Below are 24,299 nucleotides of genomic sequence, written 5' to 3'. Positions count from 1 at the left end.
AATGCAATTAAAGAGAATGGGGGACGATTTGACCCGATGTCCCCGGAGAGGCTCGCGCCCCAGGGCCAGGGCTAGCGCATGACGGCGTCCAGCGCGCTCAGGGCAGGCGGGATCATGGCCAGGAGACGGGCCCGGCCGACGCCGTCCCGCGCTTGCACCGAGAGGCCGTGCAGCACCACGGCGTAGTAGTCGCCCAAGGCCTGCACATCGGTGCCGGGTTTGAGTTCACCCGCCTGCAATGCGGCCTCGAGGCGGTCGATGATGCACTGCGTGCGCGCCTTGCGATGGCTGGTGAGCCATGCCATGACGGCTTCGTTTTCCGCGGCGTAATTGGTGGCGGCCGACACCACCATGCAGCCTTGCGGACGGCCGCGTCGGGTGTAGGTGGCTACCGCGTCGGCCAGCAGTTTGGCGATGGCGTCGCGCACGCCTTCGGTGTCTTCCAGCGCCTTCTCGGCGAAGGCGCCGTCGCCCGCCTCGTAGCGCGCCACGGCTTCGCGGAACAAGTCCTGCTTGGAGCCGAAGGCGGCGTAGAGGCGTGCCGAAGCCAGTCCCGTCGCCGCCACCAGGTCCGCCATCGACGTGCCCTCGTAGCCTTGCTTCCAGAACGCAAGCATTGCTTGCTGAAGCGCCAGGTCGCGGTCGAATTCTCTGGGTCTGCCTGCCATGACGGTCTCGTTGAAATGAACTGAGGCGCAGTGTAACGCCGCGCCTGCGCGGCTATGTGCACGGAGCCGGCGCTTGCAGTCGCACCCGTTCATCGTCTATTCTTTGTCGTTCGACAAACAATTAGGTTTAAAAAATCATGCAAACGATCAAAGGCCCCAGCCTGCACCTGGCCCAGTTCAGCGACGCCGTCGCTCCCTTCAACAGCCTGCCCGCCATCGCCGAATGGGCGGCGGGCGTGGGTTTCAAGGCCCTGCAGATTCCAGCCTGGGACCAGCGCTTCTTCGACGCCGCGACGGCGGCCGCCAGCCAGGACTATTGCGATGACATCAAGGGCACGCTGGCCGAGCATGGCCTGGTGATCAGCGAACTGACCAGCCACATCTACGGCCAGTCGCTGGCGGTGCATCCCGCCTACGATGCCATGGTTGACAACTTCGCGCCGCCCGAGGCTCGCGGCAATCCGCAAGCCCGGACGGCTTGGGCGCGGCAAGGCCTGCTGGACACGGCGCGCGCATCGCGCAGGTTGGGGCTGACCGAGATGGGCACGTTCTCGGGCTCGCTGGCCTGGCCCTATCTGTTCCCGTTTCCGCAGCGTCCCGAAGGCTTGATCGAAGCGGCCTTCGATGAACTCGCCAAGCGCTGGCTCCCGGTCCTGGACGAGTGCGAAGAGCAGGGCGTGAACCTGTGCTTCGAGATCCATCCCAGCGAAGACCTGCACGACGGCATTTCGTTCGAGATGTTCCGTGAGCGCGTGGGCGGCCATGCGCGTTGCGCCATCCTGTTCGACCCCAGCCACTTCGTGCTGCAGCAGCTGAACTACCTGGAGTACCTGGACATCTACAAGGATCACATCCGCATGTTCCATGTGAAGGATGCCGAATTCAATCCGACCGGCCGGCAGGGCATTTATGGCGGATACCAGTCCTGGATAAATCGGGCCGGCCGCTTCCGCTCACTGGGCGACGGGCAGGTGGACTTCAAGGCGATCTTCTCGAAGCTGGCGCAATACGACTACCAGGGCTGGGCCACGCTGGAATGGGAGTGCTGCCTGAAGGACCAGGAGACCGGCGCGCGCGAAGGGGTGGAGTTCATCAACCGCCACATCATCCCGGTCACGTCCAAGGTGTTCGACGATTTCGCTGGCGCCGCCATCGACAAGCAACAGATCAACGCCCTGCTGGGCATCGCATGAGCGGCCTTGCGCCGCATCGGACAGCAACAATGACACACCAGAATTCTTCTTTCGACGCCTTCGCGCACCAGTACGTCCTGGTCAACGGGCACCGCATCCACTGTGCCACGGCGGGCGCGGGTACGCCGGTGCTGCTGATTCCGGGCTGGCCCCAGACCTGGTACACGTGGCGCCACATCATGGCGGCGCTGGCGCAGGCCGGCTATCAGGCAATCGCGGTGGATCCGCCCGGGACTGGCGATTCCGACCGCCCTGCATCCGGCTATGACACCGGTGCGATCGCCGCCACGCTGCACCAGTTGATGGCGCAGCTGGGGCATGCGCGCTACCAGGTGGTGGGCCACGATATCGGCATGTGGGTGGCTTACGCGCTGGCCAGCGATTTTCCGCAGGCGGTGAGCCGCTTGGCTTTGACCGAGGCCGTCATCCCGGGACTGGCGCCGGCACCCACCATCTTCGCGCCGCCGCAGGAGAACGTCTTCCTGTGGCACTTCATGTTCAATCAGTTGCAAGATTTGCCCGAGACGCTGATCGCAGGCAGGGAGAAGGCCTACCTCACCTTCATGTTCGACAAGTGGTCGCATCGCCGCGATCGGGTCGCGGCCGAGGTCTACATCGATGCCTATGCGGCGCCCGGCGGGCTGCGCGGCGGATTCGCCTATTACCGCGCCATCCCGGAGACCATCCGGCAGAACACGCTGCGCGCCAAGCGCATGCTGGAAATGCCTACGCTGGCCATCGGCGCCGAGCATGCGACCCGCGACGCGCCGTTGGTCACCATGCGCGGGAACGCCAGGAACTTGCAGGGGGCGATCATTGCGGATTGCGGCCACTTCGTCACCGAGGAATGCCACGAAGCCTTCCTGGAGCACTTGCTGCCGTTCCTGTCGCCGGCGGGGTGAGCGCGGCGGCGCTTCGACCTGGACGCGGGGAGGCTTGCAGTATGCTTACCCGCTTCATGGACCTTTCCGACCTTGCCGCAATGACTGATTTCCCCTTCGATGCCGTGCTGTTCGACTGCGATGGCGTTCTGGTCGATTCCGAACCCATCACCAGCCGCGTGCTGACCGAGATGCTCAATGAATTGGGCTGGAGCATCACGCATGCGGAAACCATGCAGATCTTCACGGGCAAAGCCGTCAGGGACGAGCTGCCGCTGATCGAGGCCCGCACGGGCGCCACCATCACCCCCGACTGGTTCGACCAGTTCCGCCTGCGCCGCAACGCCGCGCTGGACCGGGACCTGCTCGAGATCCCCGGCGCGCCGGACGCGGTGCGGGCGCTGCACGCGGCCTTGGACGGCCGCATCGCCGTGGCTTCGGGCGCGGACCGCCGCAAGGTGGAGCTGCAGCTGGCCAAGGTCGGCATTGCCGATTGCTTCCGTGAACGCGTCTTCAGCGGCCACGAAATGCCGCGCAGCAAGCCCTATCCGGACGTGTACCTGGCGGCGGCGCAGGCGCTGGGCGTGGACCCCAGGCGCTGCGCCATCGTGGAAGACACGGTGACTGGCGCCACCGCCGGAGTGGCCGCCGGCGCCACCGTGTTCGGCTACAGCCCGGACGCCAACGGCCATAGCGGCGCCGAGGCCTTGCGCGATGTGGGCGTGGCCCACGTGTTCACCGACATGGCCGCACTGCCCGGGCTGCTGGCGGCTTGGCGCCAGGCCGCCTAGTCGGGCCTGCGCGCGCGCCGGACGGGCTTCAGCGCGCGTACTGTTCGCCGCCGTCCAGGTCTATCACCGTGCCGCTCAGGTAGCCCGCGCGCGGCGAGGCGCCGAACACGATCATGTCGGCCACTTCGCCGGGTTCCATCAGACGTCCGAAGGGCAGGTCCGACAAGGTTTCCTGCCAGCGGCTTTCATCGCTCCAGCGCGCCTGGGCGCGTTGCTTGGCCAGCGTCAGCACCCGGTCGGTGCGGGTGCGCGAGGGATTCACGCCGAACACGCGCACGCCGTGGCGCGGCGCGTCCCCGCCCAGGGCGCGGGTGAAGGCGATGAGCGAGGCATTGCCCGCCGCACCGCAGATGTAGTCGGCGCGCGGCGCCGAGCCCGCCATGCCGATGATGTTGGCGATGACGCCCGCGCCGGCTTCGCGCATGCGTGGGTAGTAGTGGCGGGCCAGATCGATATAGCCGTGGACTTTCAGTTCCCAGCCGGCGCGCCAGCGTTCGTCCTGCACCTGGTCGAGAGCGCCGCCCGGCACCGCGCCGGCATTGTTCACCAGGATGTCGATATCGCCTGCTTCCTGGCTCAGGCGTTGCGCCGCGCCGGGTAGGGCCAGGTCCAGCGTGACGGCGCGAGCCTGCTTGCCGGTCTGCTCGCGTATGGCCTCGACCGCCGTGCGCAGGGCTGCGTCGTCGCGCGCCACCAGTACCGGTTCGGCGCCTTCGCGGGCGAAGGCCAGCGCGCAAGCCAGGCCTATACCCTTGGATGCGCCCGTGATGAGCACGCGTTTACCGTCTAGCTGCAAATCCATGTAACCCTCCGGTCAGTTCCGTCCGCGACCCAGCGCGGCGTCTGGTCGGTTGTAAACCAGTTGTGCCCACATGTGCCAGTGCGTGCGGTGCATGGCGGCCGTCGGGTGGCGCCTGCTATGCTGGTCCGACCATTTCCCACGAGGGGGCGGCGATGACGGAAATCTGGCTGGAAATCTGGTCCACCGTGCGCAGCGAGTTCGCCGACATCCCCGATGTGGGTGAGGCAACCCGCATCGTGCTGCGCCTGAGCGTGGCGATGCTGCTGGGCGGCCTGCTGGGCTATGAGCGCGAGCGCAGCGGCAAGGACGCGGGCCTGCGCACCCATATGCTGGTGGCGCTGGGGGCGGCGATCTTCGTGCTGGTGCCGTTGCAGGGCGGCATGCAGGTCGGCGACCTGAGCCGGGTGCTGCAAGGCGTGATCGCCGGCATCGGCTTCCTGGGGGCCGGCGCCATCATCAAGCTCAGCGGCGAGCGCGAGATCCGCGGGCTGACCACCGCGGCCGGCATCTGGATGACGGCCGCGATCGGCGCGGCGGCGGGCATGGGGCGCGAGGCCACCGCCGTGGTCAGCACGCTAATGGCCTTGTTCGTGTTGGCAGTGCTGCGCCGGGTCGAGGCGCGCATTGCCGCCCGGCAGGAGCACGGCGTCATTTCCACCGACGCCAAGTAGCGTCGGAGCTGGCGCCTCAGCTGCCGCCGGACACCTCGATGAAGGAGCCGCTGGTGTAGCCGGCCTCGTCCGAGAACAACCACATGACGGCGCCCGCCACTTCTTCCACGGTGCCGCCGCGGCGCAGCGGGATCGCGCTCTTCAGGCGGTCCACGCGGTCGGGTTCGCCGCCGCTGGCGTGCATGTCGGTGTAGATGGTGCCGGGACGCACGCTATTGACGCGGATGCCTTCGGGCGCGACTTCCTTGGACAGGCCTATGGTCATGGTGTCCATGGCGCCCTTGGACGCGGCATAGTCCACGTATTCATTGGGCGAACCCAGGCGGGCAGCCGCGGACGAGACATTGACGATGGCGCCGCCCGGGCCGCCGTGGCGCGTCGACATGCGGCGCACTGCCTCGCGGGCGCACAGGAAGGCGCCGATCACATTGGTGGACAGCACGCGCAGCAGGCGCTCGGCGCTCATCTGGTCGACGCGCATCTGCTGTTCCAGGATGCCGGCGTTGTTGACCAGCGCGTCGATGCGGCCCAGCTTCCGATCCAGTTCGTCGTACATGCGCAGCACCTGGTCCTCTTGCGAGACATCGGCCTGCAGGGTGACGGCGCGGCCGCCGCCTTGCACGATTTCCTCGACCACCGCTTGCGCGGCATCGGCGTTGGCGTGGTAGTTGACGCCTACCGCGTAGCCGCGGCGGGCGGCCAGCTTGGCGACAGCGGCGCCGATGCCGCGGCCACCGCCGGTGACGAGCATGATTCTGGACATGGCTTACTCCTTGTGGGCTTTCACCTTAGCAGATGGCGGCCGGCTCAGATCCAGACGTCGTTGGGGGCGCTGCGCTCGCCGCCCTGGTCGCCGGTATTGCGCACGCCGCGCGGCTCGATCAGCAGCATTTTGACTTCTTCGGGGGCACAGGGCTTGTGCTCCACGCCCTTGGGGACCACGGCCATTTCGCCGGGGCCCAGGTCGATATGGCCGTCGCGCAGCTCGATGCGCAGGCGGCCTTCGATGACGATGAAGGTCTCGTCGGTGTCGGCATGGCTGTGCCACACGAACTCGCCCTGGATCTTCACCAGCTTGAACTGGTAGTCGTTCATCTCGGCGACGACCTTGGGCATCCAGTGTTCGGAGAACCGCGCCAGTTTGTCGGCGAAGTTGACGGGGCGGATATCGGACATGGCGCGGCCTTTATGGAGGGTTGAACAAACCCCAGGATAGAAGGCCGCGCGGGCGGCGTCTTGTACGATCGAGCAGCTTTGCGGAGCCGGAGGCCTAGCGGCTCAGCATGCGGCGCCAGCGGTCGGGAGCCATGCCGTAGGTCTGGACGTGGCGGCGCGTCAGATGGCTCTGGTCGGTGAAGCCTGACGCGGCGGCGGCTTGCGCCAGCGGCATGCCCACGGCGATCAGGCGCCGGGCCTGAGCTAGGCGGCGCAGCATCACGTAGCGGTACGGGCTGGTGCCGAACAGCGCGCGGAAGTCGCGCGACAGGCGCCAGCGGTCCGTGGCCGCGGCGCTGGCCAACTGTTCCAGGGTGATGGACTGTTGGAGCGAGGCGTGGATGTACTGGCGCGCGCGCTCGGCGGCGGCGTAGTCGGCGCTGCGGCGTCCCGGCTTGGCGCCGGCCGCGGCGCACAAGGCATGGCTCAACTCGTACAGCGCATCGTCTTCCTGCAGCGGGTCGATGGGCTCATGCGTGTCCTGCAGCAGGCTGGCGCTGGCCGCGTACAGCCGCGGATCCGCCGAGATGCCGCCCGGAATGAACGGCAGCGGCCGTCCGCCCAGGATTTGCTGGATGAGTGCCGGCTCCACGTAGATCATGCGGTAATGGAAACCGGCCTCGGTGCCGGCCTGGCCGTCGTGGACTTCGTCCGGATGCAGCACGATGGTGCCGCCGGGCAGGCTGTGCCGCAGCCCGCGGCGGTAATGGAAACTCTGCACGCCGGACAGGGTGCGGCCGATGGCATAGGTGTCGTGGCGGTGCATGCCGTAGCCATGGCCGCCGAAGTAGGCCTCGATGCGCTCCAGCTGGCCCGAGGGCGCGGCGCGCAGTATCCAGTCCTGTTTGGGCGTGGCGGGCGGCATGGGCAACTCTTTTTGAATACGGGCTGCGGTCTATTCTAGCCGCAGGCCCGGCCTCAATCCGCCTCCCGCAGCAGCCGCAGGCCCACCAGCGGATAGCGCGTTTCCTGCGTGTTCCAGTTGCGGTAGGAAGCGCGCGTGTACAGCGCCCAGGTATGCCAGGAGCCGCCGCGGCGCACGCGCACGTTGCCGCTGGCGGGGCCTTGCGGGTCGTCCACCGGCGAGTGCGCGTAGTAGTCCTCGCCATACCAGTCCGAGACCCATTCCCAGGCGTTGCCGTGCATGTCGTACAGGCCGAAAGCGTTGGGCGCGTAGCTGGCGACGGGCGCGGTGAAGGCATGGCCGTCGGCGCGGGCGGAGGCGTGCGCCTGCCATTTGGGCCACAGCGGCGCGGCGTCCGCGTCGAAGCCGTTGCCGATGTCGGGCATGGCGGCGGGATCGTCGCCGTTCTGGTAGCGGGTGCGCGTGCCGGCGCGGCAGGCGTATTCCCATTCGGCTTCGGTGGGCAGGCGGTAGACCTTGCCTTCGGTCTGGGTCAGCCAGCGCGCCAGCGCCGTGGCGTCGTTCCAGCTGATGTTGACCACGGGGTGGTCGTCGCCCTGCGCGAAGCCGGGATTGCGCCAGGAATAGCGGCGGTCGCGCCCTTCGAAGGCATCGCCGCGTTCGGACTTGTCGGCGTCGTACTGCGGGTTGTAGCCATAGCCGCCGGTGCCGTCGGCTTCCGATTCGGGCACGTAGCCGGACGCTTCGATGAAGCGGCGGAACTGGCCCACGGTGACCTCGGTGCGCTCCATGTAGAACGCGCGGGTGATGCGCACGGCATGGACGGGCGCTTCGTCCGACAGTTGGGCGTAGCGGTCCTGTGGATACAGTGGATAGGCGCGCGCCAGCGCTTCGGGGCTTTCGTCGCTGCCCATCTGGAAGGTGCCGGCGGGCACCCGGACAAAGGTCATGCCTAGCGAATTTTCGATCACGGCGGGCGGTTCAGCCGCCCAGGAAGGCGCCGATATCAGGGTGCAGAGCAAAACCAGGACGGTGCGTGTGCGCATGGGATTCCGGGTGGCGGAGCATGAGGGTGCGCAATAGTAGAGCCGCCGCGTCCGGCCGGCCAGACGCGGGGAACCCTCATGCCGGAGCGGCTGCTCAGCCGGCGCGGCGGATGGTGAAGTTGATGCGCTGGCTGCCCAGCCGCGGGTGCGGCAGCTCCTTGATGGGCATGATGCCGTGGTAGCGCAGCCGGTCGACGCCGCCCCACACGACGACGTCGCCATGGAACAGCGGCGTGCGGCTGGCCTTGTCGGTGCGCTGGTCGCCGCCGAAGAGGAACATGGCGGGCATGCCCAGGGACACCGAGACGATGGGCGCGCCGTAGTCCCGCTCGTTCTTGTCCTGATGCAGCGACAGGCGCGAGCCGGGTTCGTAGCGGTTGACCAGGCAGGCGTCCGGCTCGAAACCGGGAAAGCCGGCTTCGGCCGCAGCCGCCTGCGCCAAACGCAAAAAGGCCTCGGGCATGGCGGGCCAGGGCTGGCCGGAGAGCGGGTCGATGCGCGCATAGCGATAGCCGCGCGCGTCGCTGGTCCAGCCCAGCTGTCCGCAATTGGTCAGCGCCACCGACATGGTGTAGCCGCCGGGCGTGTCCATGTGGCGGAAGGGCGCTTGCGCAGCCACGGCGTCGACCCCGGCGAGCAGGGCCTCCATCACCGGCAGGGCAAAACCGCGCAGCACCACGGCTTGCGGGCCGAGCGCGACGCGTCCGCCTTGCGCCGCGCCATCGTCGCCAAACAGGTCCAGGTTGGTCGCCATGTCAGCCTACAGCAGCGGTTCCAGCGGCAGCAACGACACGAACCATACCGACAGGCGCTGCCACACCGTGGTGCCGGGTTCGGTGTCATGCCGTATGGTTTCGCCGTTGCGCTGTTCCAGCCAGTAGAGCTGGCCCTTGTCATCCAGGCAGACGCGGTAGGCGGACTTGGGTATGTCTTTCTCGAAGGCGTCGGCAATGTGCCGCGCCAGCGTGGGGCTGTCTATGACGAAGCCCAATTCGGTGTTGAGCTTGGCCGAGCGCGGGTCGAAGTTGAAGGAGCCGACGAAGATGCGCTTGCCGTCGACGGCGAAGGTCTTGGCGTGCAGGCTGGAGCCTGAGCTGCCGAACGGACCCATGCTCTTGTTGCGCTCGACCTCGCCGCCCTGGCGCTTCATCTCGAAGAGCTCGACGCCGGCGGCCAGCAGGTCCTTGCGGCGCTTGGCATAGCCGGAATGCACCACCGCCACGTCGGTGGCTTCGAGCGCATTGGTCAGCACCTTGACCTTGACGCCGCTTTTCGCCATCTGCGCGAAGGACTGGGTGCCGACCGCGGTCGGCACGAAGTAGGGTGATACCAGTTCCAGGTCGGTGCCGGGCGTGCCCAGGATTTCATGCAGCTGATGCGGCAGCATCGCCTCCGGCGGGGCGGTGCCCAGCGTTTTGCGCGGATCGTCGCTGACCATGCGGGTGTCGGCCCATTCCAGCGTCAGGTCGCCGCGTAGCAGCTGCTGGATGAAAGGCAGCTTGCGCATGGCCTCGGCGTAGGCGGCGGCTTCGGGAGAGCGCTCGACCCGGGCGGCGGCCTGCTCCAACTCGTCCAGCTCGCCGGGGGCTGTTTTCTTCAGGATGCGGTCTACCGGATAGGCCGAGTCGCTGGCCCAGTAGCGGTCGAAATCCACCGACACGTCATTGACCGCGGCGCCGATGGACAGCACGTCCAGGTCGGTGAACAGCACGCCGCTGGCCGCGCCGAAGTACTCGTCGCCGATGTTGCGGCCGCCGATGATGGTGGCCTGGTTGTCGGCGGTGAAGGACTTGTTGTGCATGCGGCGGTTCAGGCGGCTGAAGTCCGTCAGGTAGCCCAGGGGCTTGGGCCAGCGCAGCACGAAGGGGTTGTACAGCCGCACTTCGATATTCGGGTGCGCATCCAGCGCCGACAGCTCCTGGTCCAGTCCGGAGGTGCCGTTGTCGTCCAGCAGCAGCCGCACGCGCACGCCGCGGTCGGCGGCTTCATGCAGGGCCTCCAACAGCATGGTGCCGGTCATGTCCTTGTGCCAGATGTAGTACTGCACGTCCAGGCTGCGCTCGGCGGCGCGCGCCAGCAGCATGCGGGCGGCGAAGGCGTCGTAGGCGTCGGGCAGGGGGTGGATGCCGGATTTGCCGGGATGTGCGGCGGCCAGCGGCGCGATCGCCCGGCCCAGGGCGGTATCCTGCGCCGCCTCGGGTGTCAGGGCGCGGGATTCGCTGCGGTTATCCAGCGGCGGCAAGCCGCAGCCGCTCAACAGGCTCAGGCAGAGTGCGGTCATCATCAGGGGTTTGGCCAGGTACATGACCCGTATTGTGCCGAAATCGCGGGACGCCCTGGTTCCGGCCGCTGTCTCGCCTGGGGCTTGACGATTTTCCGTATTTGAGAGAAATTCTCTTATATGGAAAATAATGCTATCCCCGAAGCCGATCTGGACCGGCGCATTGCCGGCCGGCTCAAGGCGCTGCGCCAGGAGCGCGGCTGGTCCCTGGACGAGCTGGCCGGCCGCGCCGGCCTCAGCCGCGCCACCTTGTCCCGCCTGGAAAACGCCGAGGTCAGCCCCACCGCCAGCGCGCTGGGCAAGCTGTGCGGTGCCTATGGCCTGACCATGTCGCGCCTCATGCTCATGGTCGAGGACGATTTCGCGCCCTTGGTGCCGCAGCAGGCGCAAGCCGTGTGGGTGGATGGCAGCGCCGGCTTTCGCCGCCGTTCGGTGTCGCCGCCGGCGCAGCGGCTGGCGGGCGAGGTGCTGGCGTGCGAGCTGGCCGCCGGCGCGCGTATCGCCTATGACAATTCGCCCCGGCCGGGGCTGGAACATCACCTGCTGATGCTGGAAGGCGAGCTGGCCATCACGGTCGACGGGCAGGCGCACAGCCTGTCCCAGGGCGATTGCCTGCGTTATCAGCTGTTCGGCGCCAGCGAATTTTCAACCCCGCCGCATTGCGGCGCCCGCTACCTGCTCTTCATTGTCTGAGCCCACCATGTCCCATCCCAATCCGGAATTGATTCTTCTGTCGGCGGATGCCGCCGATGCCCTCGTGCCCGAGCTGGCCGAACTGCTGCGCGCCTGCGTGCAGGACGGCGCCAGCGTCAGCTTCGTCCTGCCGTATTCGTCCGAGGAGGCGCAGGCCTTTTGGCGCGCCAAGGTGCTGCCGGCGATCGCCGGCGGCAAGTCGGCGCTGTGGGTGGCACGGCAGGAGGGACGCATCGCGGGATCGGTGCAGCTGGATTGGGACACGCCGCCCAACCAGCCGCACCGCGCCGAGGTGCGCAAGCTGCTGGTGCATCCGGATTTCCGCCGCCGCGGCCTGGCCCGCGCCTTGCTGGTCGAAGCCGAAGCCATGGCGGTGCGCCAGGGCCGCAGCCTGATCACGCTGGACACGCGCACGGGCGACAGCGCCGAGCCGCTGTACGCGTCGCAGGGTTACCAGACCGTGGGGGTGATACCGGGTTTCAGCCGCGACCCGCATGATGCCGCCAAGCTCGACGGCACCACCATCATGTACAAGCAGCTGTAGCGGACGCTGCCGCCGCGGGCGGCAGCAGGGCTCAGGCCAGGGGCTTGATGCCCACGCTGTACGGCGGGGCGTTGCCGCGCGCCGGGGCCTTGATCTTCAGCATCGAGCCGCCGGGCGTGAATTCGAATTCCTGGTACGGCACTTCGAACCACTGATGAAAACTGGTGCGGGAGAATTCCGGCACCCAGACCTTGGCGCGCTTGGGATCGCAGTGGAACTCGACCAGCGTGCGGTCTATGCCCAGCGGACGGGTATTGCCGATGCGGTAGCTGACTTTCAGCTCGGCGCGCTCGGTCGAGCCGGGGCGCCAGGCCAGGCCGATGGATTCCATGAATTTTTCGATCGCCTCGATACCGCGATGCATGACTGACTCCGAATGCGGGCGGGCGCAAGGCCCGAAAAAAGTGCTGTTTCCCGCGGCGCCGCGGAAAACACCCGAATTATCCGTCATTCCGGCCCCGGGCGTCTCCCGGCTTGCATCCCGTCAATCGGCGCCATTGAACAAAGCAAATGGACGGGCGGCGGCCAGACCCGCACCATGGCACCCATGTCCTCTATAAGACCTGCGCGGCCTGCGCCGGTCCGGACGCGAAATCCAAGGAGTCATCATGGCAAATTTCATACTGGCATTGGTCAACGCGGAACTCTCTCTTTTCGGCGTCGAGACGCCGGGTGCGGCGGCGCAGGCGCCAGCCGCGCCGCAGGCGGCCAGTGCGCCGGCCTTCGACAGCGAGCACTATCGCAGCGCGCTGGGTTAAGGCCTGCGCAAGGCGGTATGTAGTGTGTAGGAGGCCTGGCTGGCGCGGAACACAGCGTTGCAGGAATAGGCAGGTTTCACGCAAGAACGAGCCTGTACGCGCAGGCTTGCGATTCTTACCATCTCTTCCAGGGTCGGGGCGGCGCATTCATTGCGGATGCGCGGGTTCCGCCGGGCTGCCGGGCGCGTTGCCGGCAGCGTACGCAAGGGAAGGGAATCGCATGAATACCGAAAAAATCTGGTTGGTGACGGACGCTTCCGCGGGGTTGGGTCTGGTCCTGGTGAAGATGTTGCTGGATAGGGGCCATAAGGTGGCGGCGACGTCGCCCGATGGCGATGCGCTGCTGGACGCCGTGGGCGCCAAGCTGGAGGGGCAGTTCCTGCCCCTGACCGTGGATCTGGCCGATGCGCGCAACGTGCAACGCGCCGTGGATGCCACGGTGACGGCCTTTGGCGGCCTGGATGTGGTGGTGAACAACGCCGGCCATGGCCTGCGCGGCGCGTTGGACAGCCTGCCGGACGAGGACCTGCGCGGCACGTTCGACATCAATGTATTCGCCACGCTGAACGTGATCCGTGCGGCCCTGCCGCGCATGCGCGCGCAGCGCAGCGGCCACGTGTTCAATATTTCTTCCATCCTGGGCTTCGATGGCGGCCGCGCCGACTGGGGCGCCTACAGCGCCGCCAAGTTTGCAGTCAGCGGCCTGACCGAAGCGCTGGCCGCCGAGGCCGCGCCTTTCGGCATCCGGGTGTCGCTGGTGTATCCGGGAGCGCTGCGCGCGCCCCGGGCCACTAGCGGCGAGCCAACGCCGGAACTGGCGGCGCGCAATGCGCAGGCGGGTGACGTGGAGGGCGATCCGGCCAAAATGGCCCAGGCGCTGATCAATGCGGCGCAGGCGCAGTACGCGCCCCTGCACCTGTTCCTGGGGCGCGACGCCTTCGATCAGGCGCGCGCCAAGATCCAGTCGGTGCAGCAGGAACTGGCCCGCTGGCGCGAAATGTCCGTGTCGATCGGCTTCGTGGACGAAAGGCGCATGGCGGCCTGACTGCCGGGCTCAGGCCGTCCAACCCTGGACGGCCTGGTAGGCGCCCAGCAGCGCCAGGCTCACCATGAAGCAGCGCCTGAAGGCCTGCTGCGACAGCTTGCCGCGCAGCCATGTGCCCAGCGCCATGCCGATCAGTGCGGGCAGCAGCATCAGCACGGACGCGCCGGCGGTTGCGGACGTATAGCCGCCATTGAGGCCCAGGCCGGCCGCCAGCGCCACGGTGGACACCGTGAACGAGATGCCCATGGCCTGGATCAGGCCATCCTTGCCCAGGTTCAGGGCCTGCAGATAGGGCACCGCAGGGATCACGAATACGCCGGTGGCAGCGGTGATCACGCCGGTGACGGCGCCGACCGCGGCGCCCGCCAGCCCTTGATGCCGCTGCGGCGCCTTGGGCGGCGAGCCGAACAGGCCCCAGGCGGCATAGGCCACCAGCGCCAGCCCCAGATACACGCTGGCCCAGTGTCCCGAGGGCGGGCCCAGCCACAGCGCGCCGCCTATCGTGCCTGCGCAAATGCCCGCCTGCATGGCGCCAATGCGGCGCAGCATCGTGGGCAGCGTGGGCCATGGCTGCGCTTGCCAGAGATTGGTGATCAGCGACGGCACGATCAGCAGCGCCGCGGCCTGCGCCGGCGCCATGATCAGCGCCAGCATGGCCATGGAAATGGTGGGCAGGCCCAGTCCGACCACGCCCTTGACCACGCCGGCCAGGATGAAGACTGACACGGCGACTGCGAGTAGCGCGGGCGTGCTGCCGGGAAACAGATCCGGAAGCGTCATGCCGGCTCGCAGTGAGCGATGAGGCCGGCGCGGGGGCGGCCGAACAAGGCATAGGCGACGTCGTCAGTACCCGCGCCGTCCTGGCGTGCCGCGCGCAGCAGCCATTGCCGGCCTTCGCACAGGTCGGCGCGCAGGGACTCCCCATACAGGGCCGGGCCGCCGAGCAGCGCGATGCCCAGCATGCGCTGCGCGGGCGCATGGCCGTCGCCTGCGGCGGTGCGCAGCCACTGCGCCATGGCGGCATAGTCGCCCTGGGTCTGGGCTTCCAGCGCCAGCGCGTATTTCTGCGCGGGCGTGGTGTGCGGGTCCAGGCTGCCGGCTTCGGCCATGCCTGAGCCATGCAGGGCCAAGACCAGCAGGGCGAGGGCGGGCCAGTGAACGGGGGCGCGCCGTGGTTTGAGGATATTCATGGATTTTTCCCGGATTGAAAGGGCTGGGACTTCATTTTGGTCCCCTGCGTCCTTGAACCTGTATCGGGATCTCGCGTAGCGATCCTATGGCTCAGCCTGAGGGTCGCCGTGCTACGCTTTTCACATGCGATTCGACCTTACCGATCTGCGGCTATTCCTCAATGTGCAGGAAACCGGCTCCATCACGGCCGGGGCCCGGCGTTCCCATATGACGCTGGCGTCGGCCAGCGAACGCATCCGCGGCATGGAGGACACGCTGGGCGTGCCACTGCTGCTGCGCGAGGCGCGCGGGGTCGAGCCCACGCCGGCGGGCCGCACGCTGGCGCATCACGCGCGCGTGGTGCTGGCGCAGATGGACCGCATGCGCGGCGAACTGGACCATTACGGCTTGGGGTTGAAGGGGCATGTGCGCGTGCTGTGCAACACCACCGCGCTCAGCGAGTACCTGCCGCCGGTGCTGGGCGCTTTTCTCAAGGACCATCCGCGCGTCTCCGTGGACCTGGAAGAACGGCTGAGCCACGAGATCGCCGACGCGCTGCGCGCAGGGACTTGCGACATCGGCGTGCTGGCCGATACGGCCGATCTGCACGGCCTGCGCACGCAGACCTTCCGGCACGACCCCTTGACGCTGATCGTGCCGCCGGACCATGCGTTGGCGGGCCGCGCGTCGGTGCTGCTGGCCGACGTGGCCGACCAGGAATTCGTGGGGCTGGTCGAAGGCAGCGCCTTGCAGGAGCACATCGCGCATCACGCGCGCCGCGGCGGCAAGGCATTGTCGTACCGGGTGCGGCTGCGCAGCTTCGACGCGGTGTGCCGGATGGTGGGGCAGGGCGTGGGCATAGGCATCGTGCCGCGCGTGGCGGCGCTGCGCTATGGCCGCGCGGCGGGCGTGCGGCGCGTGGCCCTGGCCGACGACTGGGCCGCGCGCGACCTGGTGCTGTGCGTGCGCGACACGCTGCCGGCCTATGCGGCCGAACTGGTGGAGTACGCGTTGCGCGACGCGCCCGCGTCCTGAAGGCACTGCGCGACGTTCCAGCCTGCTGAGAAGATGTTGCGTGCGCGCGCATCCGCGGCGCGGGCAGCTATGAACGCGCGAACAGCCGGCGCTTGCGCAACGGCGCGCGTTCGAACCAGGAGCCCGACGCGACGGCGCCCAGGATGACCAGGCCGTAGACGCAAATCGCCACTGCCGCGACCGCGAAGAACAGACTCAGCGATCCCGTCAGGCGCAAGGCGATGCCGCCGGCTCCAATGGCAATCAGCAGGCGCAGGAACCCCGCGATCAGCGGCCATTTCAGGCGGCCGGCGCCCTGCGAAGCGAAGTACATGGAGAAGCCCAGGGCAAAGAAGCCGTAGACCGGACCGACGGTGCGCAGGTAGTTGGCGCCGGCTTCCAGCATGTGGTCCTGCGCGCCGAACAGGCGCAGCCAGGCCTCGGGGAAGAACGCGGCCGCCAGGCCGATGGTCTCTGCCAGCACAAAGGCCATCGCGCCGCCGGTCAGGGCGATGCGCAGCGCGCGCTCGGGCTGGCCCGCGCCGATGTTGGACCCCACCATCGCCACCATGGGCGCGCCCAGGCCGAAGGCGATGGGCATCAGCAGGTATTCCAGGCGTACGGCGATGCCGTAGCCGGCGACCGCCGCGGTGCCGGCATAGGCGCCGACCAGGGCTGCCGTCAGCGCTACCAGCGCATTGGTCAGGAACGGGTTGATGGTGGCCAGCGCGCCCACGCTGAGGATGTTGCGCATCAGGCCCGGGTACAGGCGGCTGGGGACCAGCCGCGCCGCATTGCGTCCGCTGGCGCAGTACAGGCCCAGGATCAGCGCGCCCACGGCGTAATAGATCACCAGCGCCCAGCCGCCGCCGGCCACGCCCAGCGCAGGGAACGGGCCCCAGCCGAAGATCAGGCAGGGCGACAGCGGGATCAGCAGCAAGGCGCCGCCGCAGATCACGGCGCCAGGCACCAGCATATTGCCGGTGCCGCGGATGGCGCTGGCGAACGCGTTCATCAGCCACATCAGGACGATGCCGCCGAAGATGACGTCGGAATAAGCCAGGGCTGCCACCAGCGCCTCGCCCTCGGCGCCCAGCTTGCGGTACAGCCAAGGACCGCCCAGTAACAGCAGCGCGCAAAAGGCCAGGCCGAGCAAACCGTTGAGCACCACGGCATGCAGCACCAGTTGGTCCGCTTCGCGTTGCCGGCCGCCGCCCAGCGCCCTGGCCACCGCGGCCGAGATGCCGCCGCCCATGGCGCCCTGCGACATGTTCTGCATCAGCATCAGCACCGGCACCACCAGAGCCACCCCTGCCAGCACCGGCGTGCCCAGGCGCGCCAGGAACCAGGTCTCGATCAATCCCGTGGACGATTGCGCCAGCATCATCAGGATGTTCGGCCACGCCAGCCGCGCCAGCGTGGGCGCGATGGGCGCGTGCAGCATGGCCTGCAGGCGCGCGTTGGCGGGGCGAGGAGCAGCGGGCGCGGACATAGGGAAGAATCCGTGGATGACGTTGGAATATTTACGTGCATATGCCAATAAAAGTCAAGATTGGGCTAGACTCGAACCTAAGCCGGCGGTAGCGTTGAGTCCTTGCCGTTCTCTACTTCTTGCGCCTCTCATGTCCGACGAACAGCCCGCCGCTCCGGCCGCCTCGATTGCTCCCGATCCGCTCGTCTGCAACGGCGCGGCGCTGCGCAAGGCCACCCGGCGCGTCTCGCAGCTGTACGACACGGTGCTGGCGCCTTGCGGCCTGAAGGTGTCGCAGCATTCCATCCTGGTGCACATCGCGCGCGCCGGCACGCCATCCATGACCGACCTGGCGCGCATCATGGTGCTGGACCGCTCGGCGCTGGCGCACAACCTCAAGCCCCTGGAGCGGGACGGCTACGTGCAGATGGCGCGCGACCCCTTGGACGGCCGCAGCCGCCGGGTGGCGCTGACCGAGGCGGGCCGCGCCAAGCTGGCCGAGTCCAAGCGCCTGTGGAAGGACGCGCAGCGCCGCTTCGAGGCCGCCTATGGCGCCGAGCGGGCAGCCGCGTTGCGGCGCTCGCTGGCCGATATTTTTTCCGACGAGTTCGCGCTGGCGTTCAGCCGCGGCTAGGGCCGGTGCGAGCTTGCTGGCCGTGGCGGGGAGCTTCGGGTCCGGCGCTTGGCGGCTTGTCGCGCGAGCGGACCCCGGACCAGCCCAGCGCCACCACCGCGCCCAGCACGCAAGCCATGCCCGCCAGTTGCGCGGGGGCCAGGGATTCACCCAGCAGTCCGGCGGCCAGCGTTACCGCCGATACCGGCGCAAGCGCGGTGAACAGGGCGGCTTCGGCGCCGTTGACGCGGGCCGCGCCCGCATACCAGAGCAGGAAGCCGCCTACCGTGGGCACCAGCGCGTAATAGGCTACCGCGGCCAGGGCCGGCGCGGACAGGCCCAGGGTCCAGGGTGCTTCCGCCACGCTGGCCACGGCCGAGAACGCCAGCCCGAAACCGGTCATGAGCGTGGATAGCGCCAGCGGCGCCACCGGCTGGCGCAGCCGCTTGTTCAACAGGATGAACAGCCCCTCGCACAGCACTGCGCCCAGGATCAGCGCATTGCCCACCAACGAGCTCGCGCCGCCCGCGCCGGCCGAATGGCGCATCATCAGCCAGACGCCGAAGGCCGCCGCGACGATGGCGGCCAGCGTGGCCTTGCCGGGGCGTTCGCCCAGCAGCAGCATGGCAATGGCGGCGGACACCAGCGGCAAGGTGCCCAGGATGATGCCGCCGTCCACCGCCGATGCGCGCTGCAGGCCGGCGATCAGCAGGGTGGTGTAGCCGACGCTGCCGGCGGTGGCCTGGGCCACCAGCAGCAGCCAGTCGCGCCGGTCCAGCCGTGGCAGGCGCGCGCCGGTCAAGGCCATCAGCAGCACGAAGCAGGGCAGGGCGATGGCGAAGCGCAAGGCGGTCGCGGTGAAAGGGGGCAGACCCGTTCCGATGATTTTGCTGGCGGCCACCGTGCTGCCCACCAGCACCATGGCGGCTGCCAGATAGCAATAGCCCCGCATCCGATTGTTCATGACCCGATCCACGCCTTTGTGAGAGCAAGGCGCACAGGCTAAGCCGGCGGGCGAGCCCGGGTCTTGAACGAAATTGCAGCGCTCAGCTGGCGGCCAGTGCGTAGCGCCGCGGCGATACGCCGTAGGCGCGCACGAACAGCCGCGTCATGTGGCTTTGGTCGGCGAAGCCGACCGCGGCCGCGGCATCGGCCAGGGCCGAACCCTGCCGGATCAGGCTGCGCGCCAGCAGCAGCCGGCGTTGCACCTGGTAGGCGTGAGGCGTAAGGCCGGTGTCGCGGGCAAAGGCCCGCAGCACCTGGTAGCGGCTGAGGCCGCTGGCCGCGGCCAAGTCGGCCAGGGACAGCGCCGCCGCCGGGTCGTCGTCGATCAGGGCGCGGGCATGCCGGATGGCGCCGGGAGCGGCGCGCGGCGGCCGGGCCAGGCGCGCCGCGTCGCGGTCGCGCGCCTGCGCCAGGATGCGCAGCAGCAGCGCGTCGCAGGCCAGGGGCGCCGCGCCGGCGGTGGCCTGCGCATACAGCGCCAGCACGTCGCGCGCCAGCGCCGGGCGGTCCTGCGCCGGATGTTCGAATTCGTAGCTGGCCCCGCTTGCACCCAGTTCGGCCGCGGCCTGGGCCACCACGTCGGCATCCAGGTACAGCATCTGCCAGGCGCGCCCGCCGTCGCCGATGGGGGCGCCGTCATGCACTTCGCCGGGGTTCACCGTGATGACGTGCCCGGGGCCGGCCTCGACCTGGCCGCGGCCGCTGGCCGAGACCTGCGCGCCCTGGCGCATGACGCCTATGCCGAACTGCTCGTGCGTGTGGCGCGCGAACGCGTGCCGGCTGTGCGCGGCCACGGCCTGCACGCCGGCGAGCGCACTGCGTTGCATGACGAATTGGCCTGGGCTCATGGGGAATGGGGAGGAAAGGGTTTGCGGCCAGTATCGCCCGCCCGCCCTGGGAGGAGCAAGCGGCAGCCGTTCACGCTATTGCAGCCCGTTCCAGCGCGCCACCGCGGGCTCGGCCGCGGCCCACTTCCATTGGCCGCCTGGCTGTTGGCAGATCATGCTGGCGTAGGCGGGCGCGGGCGCGTCCTTCTGCTCCACCGTGAACAGCACTTCGCGGCAATGGGTCAGTGGCGTGGCGATGTCGCGCACCACCTGGATGCCGCCGCGCTCATTGCCCACGGACAGCGGTTGGCGGATTTCCCATTGCCGCACCTGGCCGATGGGCAGGGCGCCGGCCGCATTGGCCATAACGTTCTGCTGGTCGTTCTTCCATTCGCGCAGCACGTACTTCACCGTGGCATCCACCGCCGCCTGCACCGTGACGCCGATGGCGTAGCCCGCCACCGGATTGGCGGTGGCGGCGCCGCTGACGGTGCCGACCACGGCGCCGGCGGCGCCGCCGATGGAGGAACTCTGGCAGCCGGCCAGTCCCAGGCAGGCGGCCAGCGCCAGCAGACTTGCGGCGCGCCTCACTGCAGGGAGCCCCAGCGGGCGGTGGCGGGCTCGGCGCTGGCCCAGCGCCAGTGCTCGCCGTCGCGGCAGACGGTGGTGACGTAGAACTCGCGCAGCGGATCGGCGCCGGCCTTGTCGGCGGGCGTGTCGATGGAGAAGACCACTTCCTTGCATTCCAGGTTCACGCCGCCGATCAGCCGGCTGACGGTGACCTGGCCCTGCGCGTCGCTTTCGATGGGCAACTGGTGCTTGACCTGCCAGTTGGCGACCTTGCCCACTGCCAGCGGACCGGCGGCCATGGCGATGGCGTCCTGCTCTTCGCCGCGGGTCTTGCGTTGGGCGTAGGCCAGCGCGGCCTTGGCGCCGGCCTGCACGCCCAGGCCGATGCCGGTGGCGACGGTGGCGTTGTCAGTGACCTTGTTGGCGATGGCGGTGCCGGCGATACCGGCCGCGGCGCCCGTGCCTTCGCTCAGCAGCGAACTGCAGCCGGACAATCCGGCGAGCGCGGCCAGAGCGATGAGGGCAATCGCGCCGCGGCCCGGGTTGATAGGCGGAAGTGTGAACAAACTGCGTGCCCTCCTGCTTGTTGCTTGGCGCGGGAAGTATAGGAGGGCGCGCCGCGGCGAAGCGAGCGCATTTGCATTTGTTGGCAATTCTCTTGCCGCGCAAGGCTCAGGCGAACGGGCGCGCACCCTTGGTGTAGGCCTCGCGCAGCGCGGTGGCGAACAGCGCGTCGACGTTGCGGCGCAAGTCCCCGGCGCGCGTGAACAGGGCGATCGGGGGTAGGGTCCAGTCGAAGGAATACGGCACGATGGCCGCGCCGGCGATGCGCACCAGTTCGTCGGCGATGTCGGCGGGCAGGATGGCGACGGCGCGGTCGCTGGCCACGATCATTTCGCCGATCAGCTTGGCTGAATCGCTCTGCACCGACGGCGTGGGGGGCGCCAGCCCGGCGCGCAGGAAGATCTCGGACACTTGTTCGCGGATCGGGCTGTCCGGCGTACCCAGGATCCAGTCCAGGTCGGCCAGCCGGTTCCATTCCAGCTTTGACCGGCCCAGGCGGGCGGCCAGCCGGCGGCTGGCGATCAGGCGCGGCTGCTGGTGGTACAGCACTTCGAAGCCCAGGCTTTCCATGTCGACCGAGGGCGTGGCCCAGCCCACCACCATGTCCAGGGTGTGGTCGCGCAACTGACGCAGCAGCGCCGGTCCCTGGCCTTCGTGAATGGTGGCGGTGATCCGGCGGCCTTGGGGCAGGGTGCGGCTGATGGCGGTCGACAGCATCTGTCCGGACACGAAAGGGATGACGCCGATATTTAGATGGGCGGCGTGGCCGGCCGCTACGGCCTCCATTTCCTGGACCAGATGGCCCAGGTCGTGGACCAGGGCGCGGGCCCGCGCCAGCACCACGGCGCCCAGGGGCGTGGGCGTCATGCCGCGCACCGAGCGTTCGAACAGGGGCACGTCGAACATGCTTTCCAGTTCCGCCAGGGCATTGGTCACGGCGGGCTGGCTGGTGGCCATGTGCTCGGCCACCCGGGTCAGCGAGCCGTGCTGCTCGATCTGCAGCAGCAGCACCAGGTGGCGCATCTTCAGCCGCGAGGTCAGTTTCCGGATAACGAGGTCCGGATCAAAGGCTGTCATAGGCAATGCATAAGATAAAGATTATGGAACGATATTAAAAAGTAATGATCTGCTTATGTATTGAAGCCTAGAATTTTTCCTATATCAAGACAAGGAGGCTCTGCCCCATGAATACGCAATCGGACCGCCAGGCAGCACTGGACTATCACGAGTTCCCCACCCCGGGGAAGATCTCCGTCGTGGCGTCCAAGCCGCTGGTCAACCAGCGCGACCTGGCCCTGGCGTACTCGCCCGGCGTGGCGGCAGCCTGTGAAGAGATCGTGGCCGATCCGGCCAATGTGTACCGCTATACGGCGCGCGGCAACTTGGTGGGCGTGATCACCAACGGCACCGCGGTGCTGGGCCTGGGCAATATCGGCGCGCTGGCCTCCAAGCCGGTGATGGAAGGCAAGGCGGTGCTGTTCAAGAAGTTCGCCGGCCTGGACGTGTACGACATCGAGATCAACGAGACCGACCCGGACAAGCTGGTCGAGATCATCGCCGGCCTGGAAGCCACCTTCGGCGGCATCAACCTCGAAGACATCAAGGCCCCGGAGTGCTTCACCGTCGAGCGCAAGCTGCGCGAACGCATGAAGATCCCCGTCTTCCATGACGACCAGCACGGCACGGCCATTACGGTTTCGGCGGCCTTCATCAACGGCCTGAAGGTCGTGGGCAAGGACATCAAGCAGGTCAAGGTGGTGACTTCCGGTGCAGGCGCGGCCGCGCTGGCCTGCCTGGACCTGATGGTGGACCTGGGCCTGCCGCTGGAAAACGTCTGGGTCACCGACATCGAAGGCGTGGTCTACGAAGGCCGCACCGTGCTGATGGACCCGGACAAGGCGCGCTTCGCGCAAAAGACGGACGCGCGCAAGCTGGCCGAGGTGATCCAGGACGCCGACGTGTTCCTGGGCCTGTCGGCCGGCGGCGTGCTCAAGCCCGAGATGGTCGCGGCGATGGGCCCGCGCCCGCTGATCCTGGCGCTGGCCAACCCGACGCCCGAGATCCTGCCGGAAGTGGCGCAATCGGTGCGCGACGACGTGGTCATGGCCACCGGCCGTTCGGACTATCCGAACCAGGTCAACAACGTGCTGTGCTTCCCCTACATCTTCCGCGGCGCGCTGGACGTGGGCGCCACCACCATCACGCGCGAAATGGAAAAGGCGGCGGTCTACGCCATCGCCGAGCTGGCCGAAGAGGAACAGAACGAAGTCGTAGCGGCGGCCTATGGCACCTACGATATTTCCTTCGGCCCTGAGTACCTGATTCCCAAGCCTTTCGATCCGCGCCTGATCGTGCGCATCGCCCCGGCGGTGGCCAAGGCCGCGATGGAAGGCGGCGTGGCCACGCGTCCGCTGGCCGACCTGGAAGCCTACGAAGAGCAGCTCCAGCAGTTCGTGTACCACTCGGGCGCCTTCATGAAGCCGCTGTTCTCGGCGGCCAAGCGCATCGTGCGCGAAGGCGGGAAGGCCCGCATCGTGTTCACGGAAGGCGAAGACGAACGCGTGCTGCGCGCGGTGCAGGTGATCGTGGACGAAGGCCTGGCCCGTCCCATCCTGGTGGGCCGTCCCGCGGTCCTGTTGTCGCGCATCGAGAAGTTCGGCCTGCGGCTGCGCCTGGGCGAGGACGTCGAAGTCACCAACCCGGAATACGACGAGCGCTTCCATCAGTACTGGACCACGTACTGGGAACTGATGTGCCGCCGCGGCATCACCAAGGAAATGGCGCGCGTGGAAATGCGTCGCCGCCTGACCCTGATCGGCGCGATGATGGTGCATCTGGGCGATGCCGACGGCATGGTCTGCGGCACGGTGGGCGCGTATCACGACCACCTGCGCTTCGTGGACGAAGTCATCGGCCGCCGCCCTGGCCACAATGTGTACGCCGCCATGAACATCCTGCTGCTCAATGAGCGCACGGTGGTGCTGGTGGACACGCACGTCAATGACGAACCCTCGGCCGAGCAGATCGCCGAGTTCACGATGATGGCGGCGCAGGAAATGGCCCGCATGAACCTGGCACCCAAGGTCGCGCTGCTGTCGCGTTCGAACTTTGGGTCGGGCAGTTCGGCCTCGGGCGCGAAGATGCGCCGCGCGCTGGAGCTGGTGCGCCAGGCCGCGCCGGACCTGGAGATCGACGGCGAGATGCACGGCGACTGCGCGTTGGACGAAGCGCTGCGCATGCGCATCCTGCCCTCGTCTTCGCTCAAGGGCCAGGCCAACCTGCTGGTATGCCCGAACGTGGACTCGGGCAACATCGCCTACAACCTGTTGAAGACGGCCGCCGGCGGCAACGTGGCGGTGGGTCCGTTCCTGCTGGGCGCGAACGCGCCGGTGCACATCCTGACCTCCAGTTCCACCGTGCGCCGCATCATCAACATGACCGCGATGACGGTGCTGGACGCCAACCGGACCGAAGCCTCGGCCTGATCCTGTTCTTGCGCGCGCCTACTCGGCGCGCGCGGACACGACGCAAAAAAAAGCGTGCCGCTCCATGATGGAGCGGCACGCTTTTTTTTGCGCTGGCGCAGAGGTAGCTTTTTGCGCTGGCGCAGAA

General features: G+C 68.1%; 28 protein-coding genes. 11 read left to right on the top strand and 17 right to left on the bottom strand.

The window, feature by feature from the left end:
- Window positions 1-71 precede the first annotated feature (71 nt).
- On the bottom strand, window positions 72-668 hold the full coding sequence (locus IPU70_RS06335) for a TetR/AcrR family transcriptional regulator (RefSeq protein ID WP_207465829.1): 597 nt from the start codon (window positions 666-668) through the stop codon (window positions 72-74).
- Between the two features lie 137 nt (window positions 669-805).
- Here IPU70_RS06335 and IPU70_RS06330 point away from each other — a divergent pair, with 137 nt between their 5' ends.
- The 3 genes from IPU70_RS06330 (at window position 806) to IPU70_RS06320 (ending at window position 3,533) form a co-directional block, all read left to right on the top strand.
- A complete protein-coding gene (locus IPU70_RS06330) occupies window positions 806-1,861 on the top strand; it encodes a sugar phosphate isomerase/epimerase (protein ID WP_207465827.1) in 1,056 nt (351 codons plus the stop codon).
- 29 nt (window positions 1,862-1,890) lie between these two features.
- A complete protein-coding gene (locus tag IPU70_RS06325) occupies window positions 1,891-2,763 on the top strand; it encodes an alpha/beta fold hydrolase (RefSeq protein ID WP_207465825.1) in 873 nt (290 codons plus the stop codon).
- Window positions 2,764-2,843: 80 nt separating this feature from the next.
- Window positions 2,844-3,533 (top strand): HAD family phosphatase, encoded by a 690-nt coding sequence (locus IPU70_RS06320; RefSeq protein ID WP_207466008.1) that lies wholly within the window; start codon window positions 2,844-2,846, stop codon window positions 3,531-3,533.
- Between the two features lie 28 nt (window positions 3,534-3,561).
- Here IPU70_RS06320 and IPU70_RS06315 read toward each other — a convergent pair whose 3' ends face one another.
- Window positions 3,562-4,335, bottom strand: coding sequence for an SDR family oxidoreductase (locus tag IPU70_RS06315; RefSeq protein ID WP_207465823.1), 774 nt, complete (start codon window positions 4,333-4,335; stop codon window positions 3,562-3,564).
- A 152-nt stretch (window positions 4,336-4,487) separates the two neighbouring features.
- Between IPU70_RS06315 and IPU70_RS06310 the strand changes: the two genes are divergently transcribed.
- Window positions 4,488-5,006, top strand: a complete 519-nt coding sequence (locus IPU70_RS06310) for an MgtC/SapB family protein (protein WP_013395922.1) — start codon at window positions 4,488-4,490, stop codon at window positions 5,004-5,006.
- Between the two features lie 16 nt (window positions 5,007-5,022).
- Here IPU70_RS06310 and IPU70_RS06305 read toward each other — a convergent pair whose 3' ends face one another.
- The 6 genes from IPU70_RS06305 to IPU70_RS06280 all read right to left on the bottom strand — a co-directional run bounded on the left by IPU70_RS06305 (window position 5,023) and on the right by IPU70_RS06280 (window position 10,437).
- Entirely contained in the window at window positions 5,023-5,769 is a 747-nt protein-coding gene (locus tag IPU70_RS06305) for an SDR family oxidoreductase (RefSeq protein WP_207465822.1), read from the bottom strand.
- Between the two features lie 44 nt (window positions 5,770-5,813).
- A complete protein-coding gene (locus tag IPU70_RS06300; protein WP_207465821.1) occupies window positions 5,814-6,182 on the bottom strand; it encodes a cupin domain-containing protein in 369 nt (122 codons plus the stop codon).
- Window positions 6,183-6,276: 94 nt separating this feature from the next.
- Entirely contained in the window at window positions 6,277-7,086 is an 810-nt protein-coding gene (locus tag IPU70_RS06295) for an AraC family transcriptional regulator (RefSeq protein WP_207465820.1), read from the bottom strand.
- 53 nt (window positions 7,087-7,139) lie between these two features.
- Window positions 7,140-8,132, bottom strand: a complete 993-nt coding sequence (locus IPU70_RS06290) for a formylglycine-generating enzyme family protein (protein WP_207465819.1) — start codon at window positions 8,130-8,132, stop codon at window positions 7,140-7,142.
- A 94-nt stretch (window positions 8,133-8,226) separates the two neighbouring features.
- Window positions 8,227-8,886: a DNA oxidative demethylase AlkB gene (alkB, locus tag IPU70_RS06285; RefSeq protein WP_207465818.1), complete on the bottom strand. Its 660-nt coding sequence runs from the start codon at window positions 8,884-8,886 to the stop codon at window positions 8,227-8,229.
- 6 nt (window positions 8,887-8,892) lie between these two features.
- Window positions 8,893-10,437, bottom strand: a complete 1,545-nt coding sequence (locus tag IPU70_RS06280; RefSeq protein ID WP_242702336.1) for a phospholipase D family protein — start codon at window positions 10,435-10,437, stop codon at window positions 8,893-8,895.
- Between the two features lie 96 nt (window positions 10,438-10,533).
- Here IPU70_RS06280 and IPU70_RS06275 point away from each other — a divergent pair, with 96 nt between their 5' ends.
- Both IPU70_RS06275 and IPU70_RS06270 read left to right on the top strand, forming a co-directional pair.
- Window positions 10,534-11,106 carry a helix-turn-helix domain-containing protein gene (locus IPU70_RS06275; RefSeq protein WP_207465817.1) on the top strand — a complete coding sequence of 191 codons (573 nt, stop codon included), beginning with the start codon at window positions 10,534-10,536 and terminating at the stop codon, window positions 11,104-11,106.
- A gap of 7 nt (window positions 11,107-11,113) precedes the next feature.
- Window positions 11,114-11,650, top strand: coding sequence for a GNAT family N-acetyltransferase (locus IPU70_RS06270; protein ID WP_207465815.1), 537 nt, complete (start codon window positions 11,114-11,116; stop codon window positions 11,648-11,650).
- Between the two features lie 31 nt (window positions 11,651-11,681).
- Here IPU70_RS06270 and IPU70_RS06265 read toward each other — a convergent pair whose 3' ends face one another.
- Window positions 11,682-12,014: a hypothetical protein gene (locus tag IPU70_RS06265; protein WP_013395913.1), complete on the bottom strand. Its 333-nt coding sequence runs from the start codon at window positions 12,012-12,014 to the stop codon at window positions 11,682-11,684.
- 244 nt (window positions 12,015-12,258) lie between these two features.
- Between IPU70_RS06265 and IPU70_RS06260 the strand changes: the two genes are divergently transcribed.
- A complete protein-coding gene (locus IPU70_RS06260) occupies window positions 12,259-12,408 on the top strand; it encodes a hypothetical protein (RefSeq protein ID WP_013395912.1) in 150 nt (49 codons plus the stop codon).
- 220 nt (window positions 12,409-12,628) lie between these two features.
- Window positions 12,629-13,453: an SDR family NAD(P)-dependent oxidoreductase gene (locus IPU70_RS06255; RefSeq protein WP_207465813.1), complete on the top strand. Its 825-nt coding sequence runs from the start codon at window positions 12,629-12,631 to the stop codon at window positions 13,451-13,453.
- 9 nt (window positions 13,454-13,462) lie between these two features.
- On the opposite strand, the gene IPU70_RS06250 is transcribed toward IPU70_RS06255, so the two are convergent.
- Together IPU70_RS06250 and IPU70_RS06245 are read right to left on the bottom strand one after the other, a co-directional pair.
- The gene (locus IPU70_RS06250; protein ID WP_207465811.1) at window positions 13,463-14,233 is read right to left on the bottom strand and encodes a sulfite exporter TauE/SafE family protein; all 771 of its coding nucleotides are present in this window, start codon (window positions 14,231-14,233) and stop codon (window positions 13,463-13,465) included.
- Window positions 14,230-14,643 (bottom strand): sel1 repeat family protein, encoded by a 414-nt coding sequence (locus IPU70_RS06245; protein WP_207465809.1) that lies wholly within the window; start codon window positions 14,641-14,643, stop codon window positions 14,230-14,232. Before IPU70_RS06245 ends, IPU70_RS06250 begins: the two co-directional genes overlap by 4 nt.
- Window positions 14,644-14,767: 124 nt before the next feature.
- Here IPU70_RS06245 and IPU70_RS06240 point away from each other — a divergent pair, with 124 nt between their 5' ends.
- Window positions 14,768-15,658, top strand: coding sequence for a LysR family transcriptional regulator (locus IPU70_RS06240; RefSeq protein ID WP_013395908.1), 891 nt, complete (start codon window positions 14,768-14,770; stop codon window positions 15,656-15,658).
- Between the two features lie 67 nt (window positions 15,659-15,725).
- Here the strand turns inward: IPU70_RS06240 and IPU70_RS06235 are convergent, their stop codons facing one another.
- The gene (locus IPU70_RS06235; RefSeq protein ID WP_242702335.1) at window positions 15,726-17,129 is read right to left on the bottom strand and encodes an MATE family efflux transporter; all 1,404 of its coding nucleotides are present in this window, start codon (window positions 17,127-17,129) and stop codon (window positions 15,726-15,728) included.
- A gap of 130 nt (window positions 17,130-17,259) precedes the next feature.
- Here IPU70_RS06235 and IPU70_RS06230 point away from each other — a divergent pair, with 130 nt between their 5' ends.
- Window positions 17,260-17,742, top strand: coding sequence for a MarR family winged helix-turn-helix transcriptional regulator (locus IPU70_RS06230; RefSeq protein ID WP_207465807.1), 483 nt, complete (start codon window positions 17,260-17,262; stop codon window positions 17,740-17,742).
- On the opposite strand, the gene IPU70_RS06225 is transcribed toward IPU70_RS06230, so the two are convergent.
- The 5 genes from IPU70_RS06225 to IPU70_RS06205 form a co-directional block, all read right to left on the bottom strand.
- Complete coding sequence (locus tag IPU70_RS06225) at window positions 17,729-18,685, bottom strand: DMT family transporter (protein ID WP_207465805.1); 957 nt, start codon at window positions 18,683-18,685, stop codon at window positions 17,729-17,731. The genes IPU70_RS06230 and IPU70_RS06225 overlap by 14 nt on opposite strands.
- Window positions 18,686-18,767: 82 nt before the next feature.
- Complete coding sequence (locus tag IPU70_RS06220; protein ID WP_207465803.1) at window positions 18,768-19,574, bottom strand: AraC family transcriptional regulator; 807 nt, start codon at window positions 19,572-19,574, stop codon at window positions 18,768-18,770.
- A gap of 75 nt (window positions 19,575-19,649) precedes the next feature.
- Window positions 19,650-20,144: a hypothetical protein gene (locus IPU70_RS06215; RefSeq protein WP_207465800.1), complete on the bottom strand. Its 495-nt coding sequence runs from the start codon at window positions 20,142-20,144 to the stop codon at window positions 19,650-19,652.
- Window positions 20,141-20,689: a hypothetical protein gene (locus IPU70_RS06210; protein WP_013395902.1), complete on the bottom strand. Its 549-nt coding sequence runs from the start codon at window positions 20,687-20,689 to the stop codon at window positions 20,141-20,143. Before IPU70_RS06210 ends, IPU70_RS06215 begins: the two co-directional genes overlap by 4 nt.
- Window positions 20,690-20,795: 106 nt before the next feature.
- Window positions 20,796-21,764: a LysR substrate-binding domain-containing protein gene (locus IPU70_RS06205; RefSeq protein WP_207465798.1), complete on the bottom strand. Its 969-nt coding sequence runs from the start codon at window positions 21,762-21,764 to the stop codon at window positions 20,796-20,798.
- A 107-nt stretch (window positions 21,765-21,871) separates the two neighbouring features.
- Between IPU70_RS06205 and IPU70_RS06200 the strand changes: the two genes are divergently transcribed.
- Window positions 21,872-24,172, top strand: coding sequence for an NADP-dependent malic enzyme (locus IPU70_RS06200; RefSeq protein WP_207465796.1), 2,301 nt, complete (start codon window positions 21,872-21,874; stop codon window positions 24,170-24,172).
- The last annotated feature ends 127 nt before the right edge of the window (window positions 24,173-24,299 follow it).

Origin of the sequence: Achromobacter sp. SD115 (assembly GCF_017355315.1) — a bacterium.
In the GTDB taxonomy this organism is placed as follows: Bacteria; Pseudomonadota; Gammaproteobacteria; order Burkholderiales; family Burkholderiaceae_B; genus Achromobacter; species Achromobacter xylosoxidans_B.
This window is presented reverse-complemented; position numbering and strand designations above follow the sequence as displayed.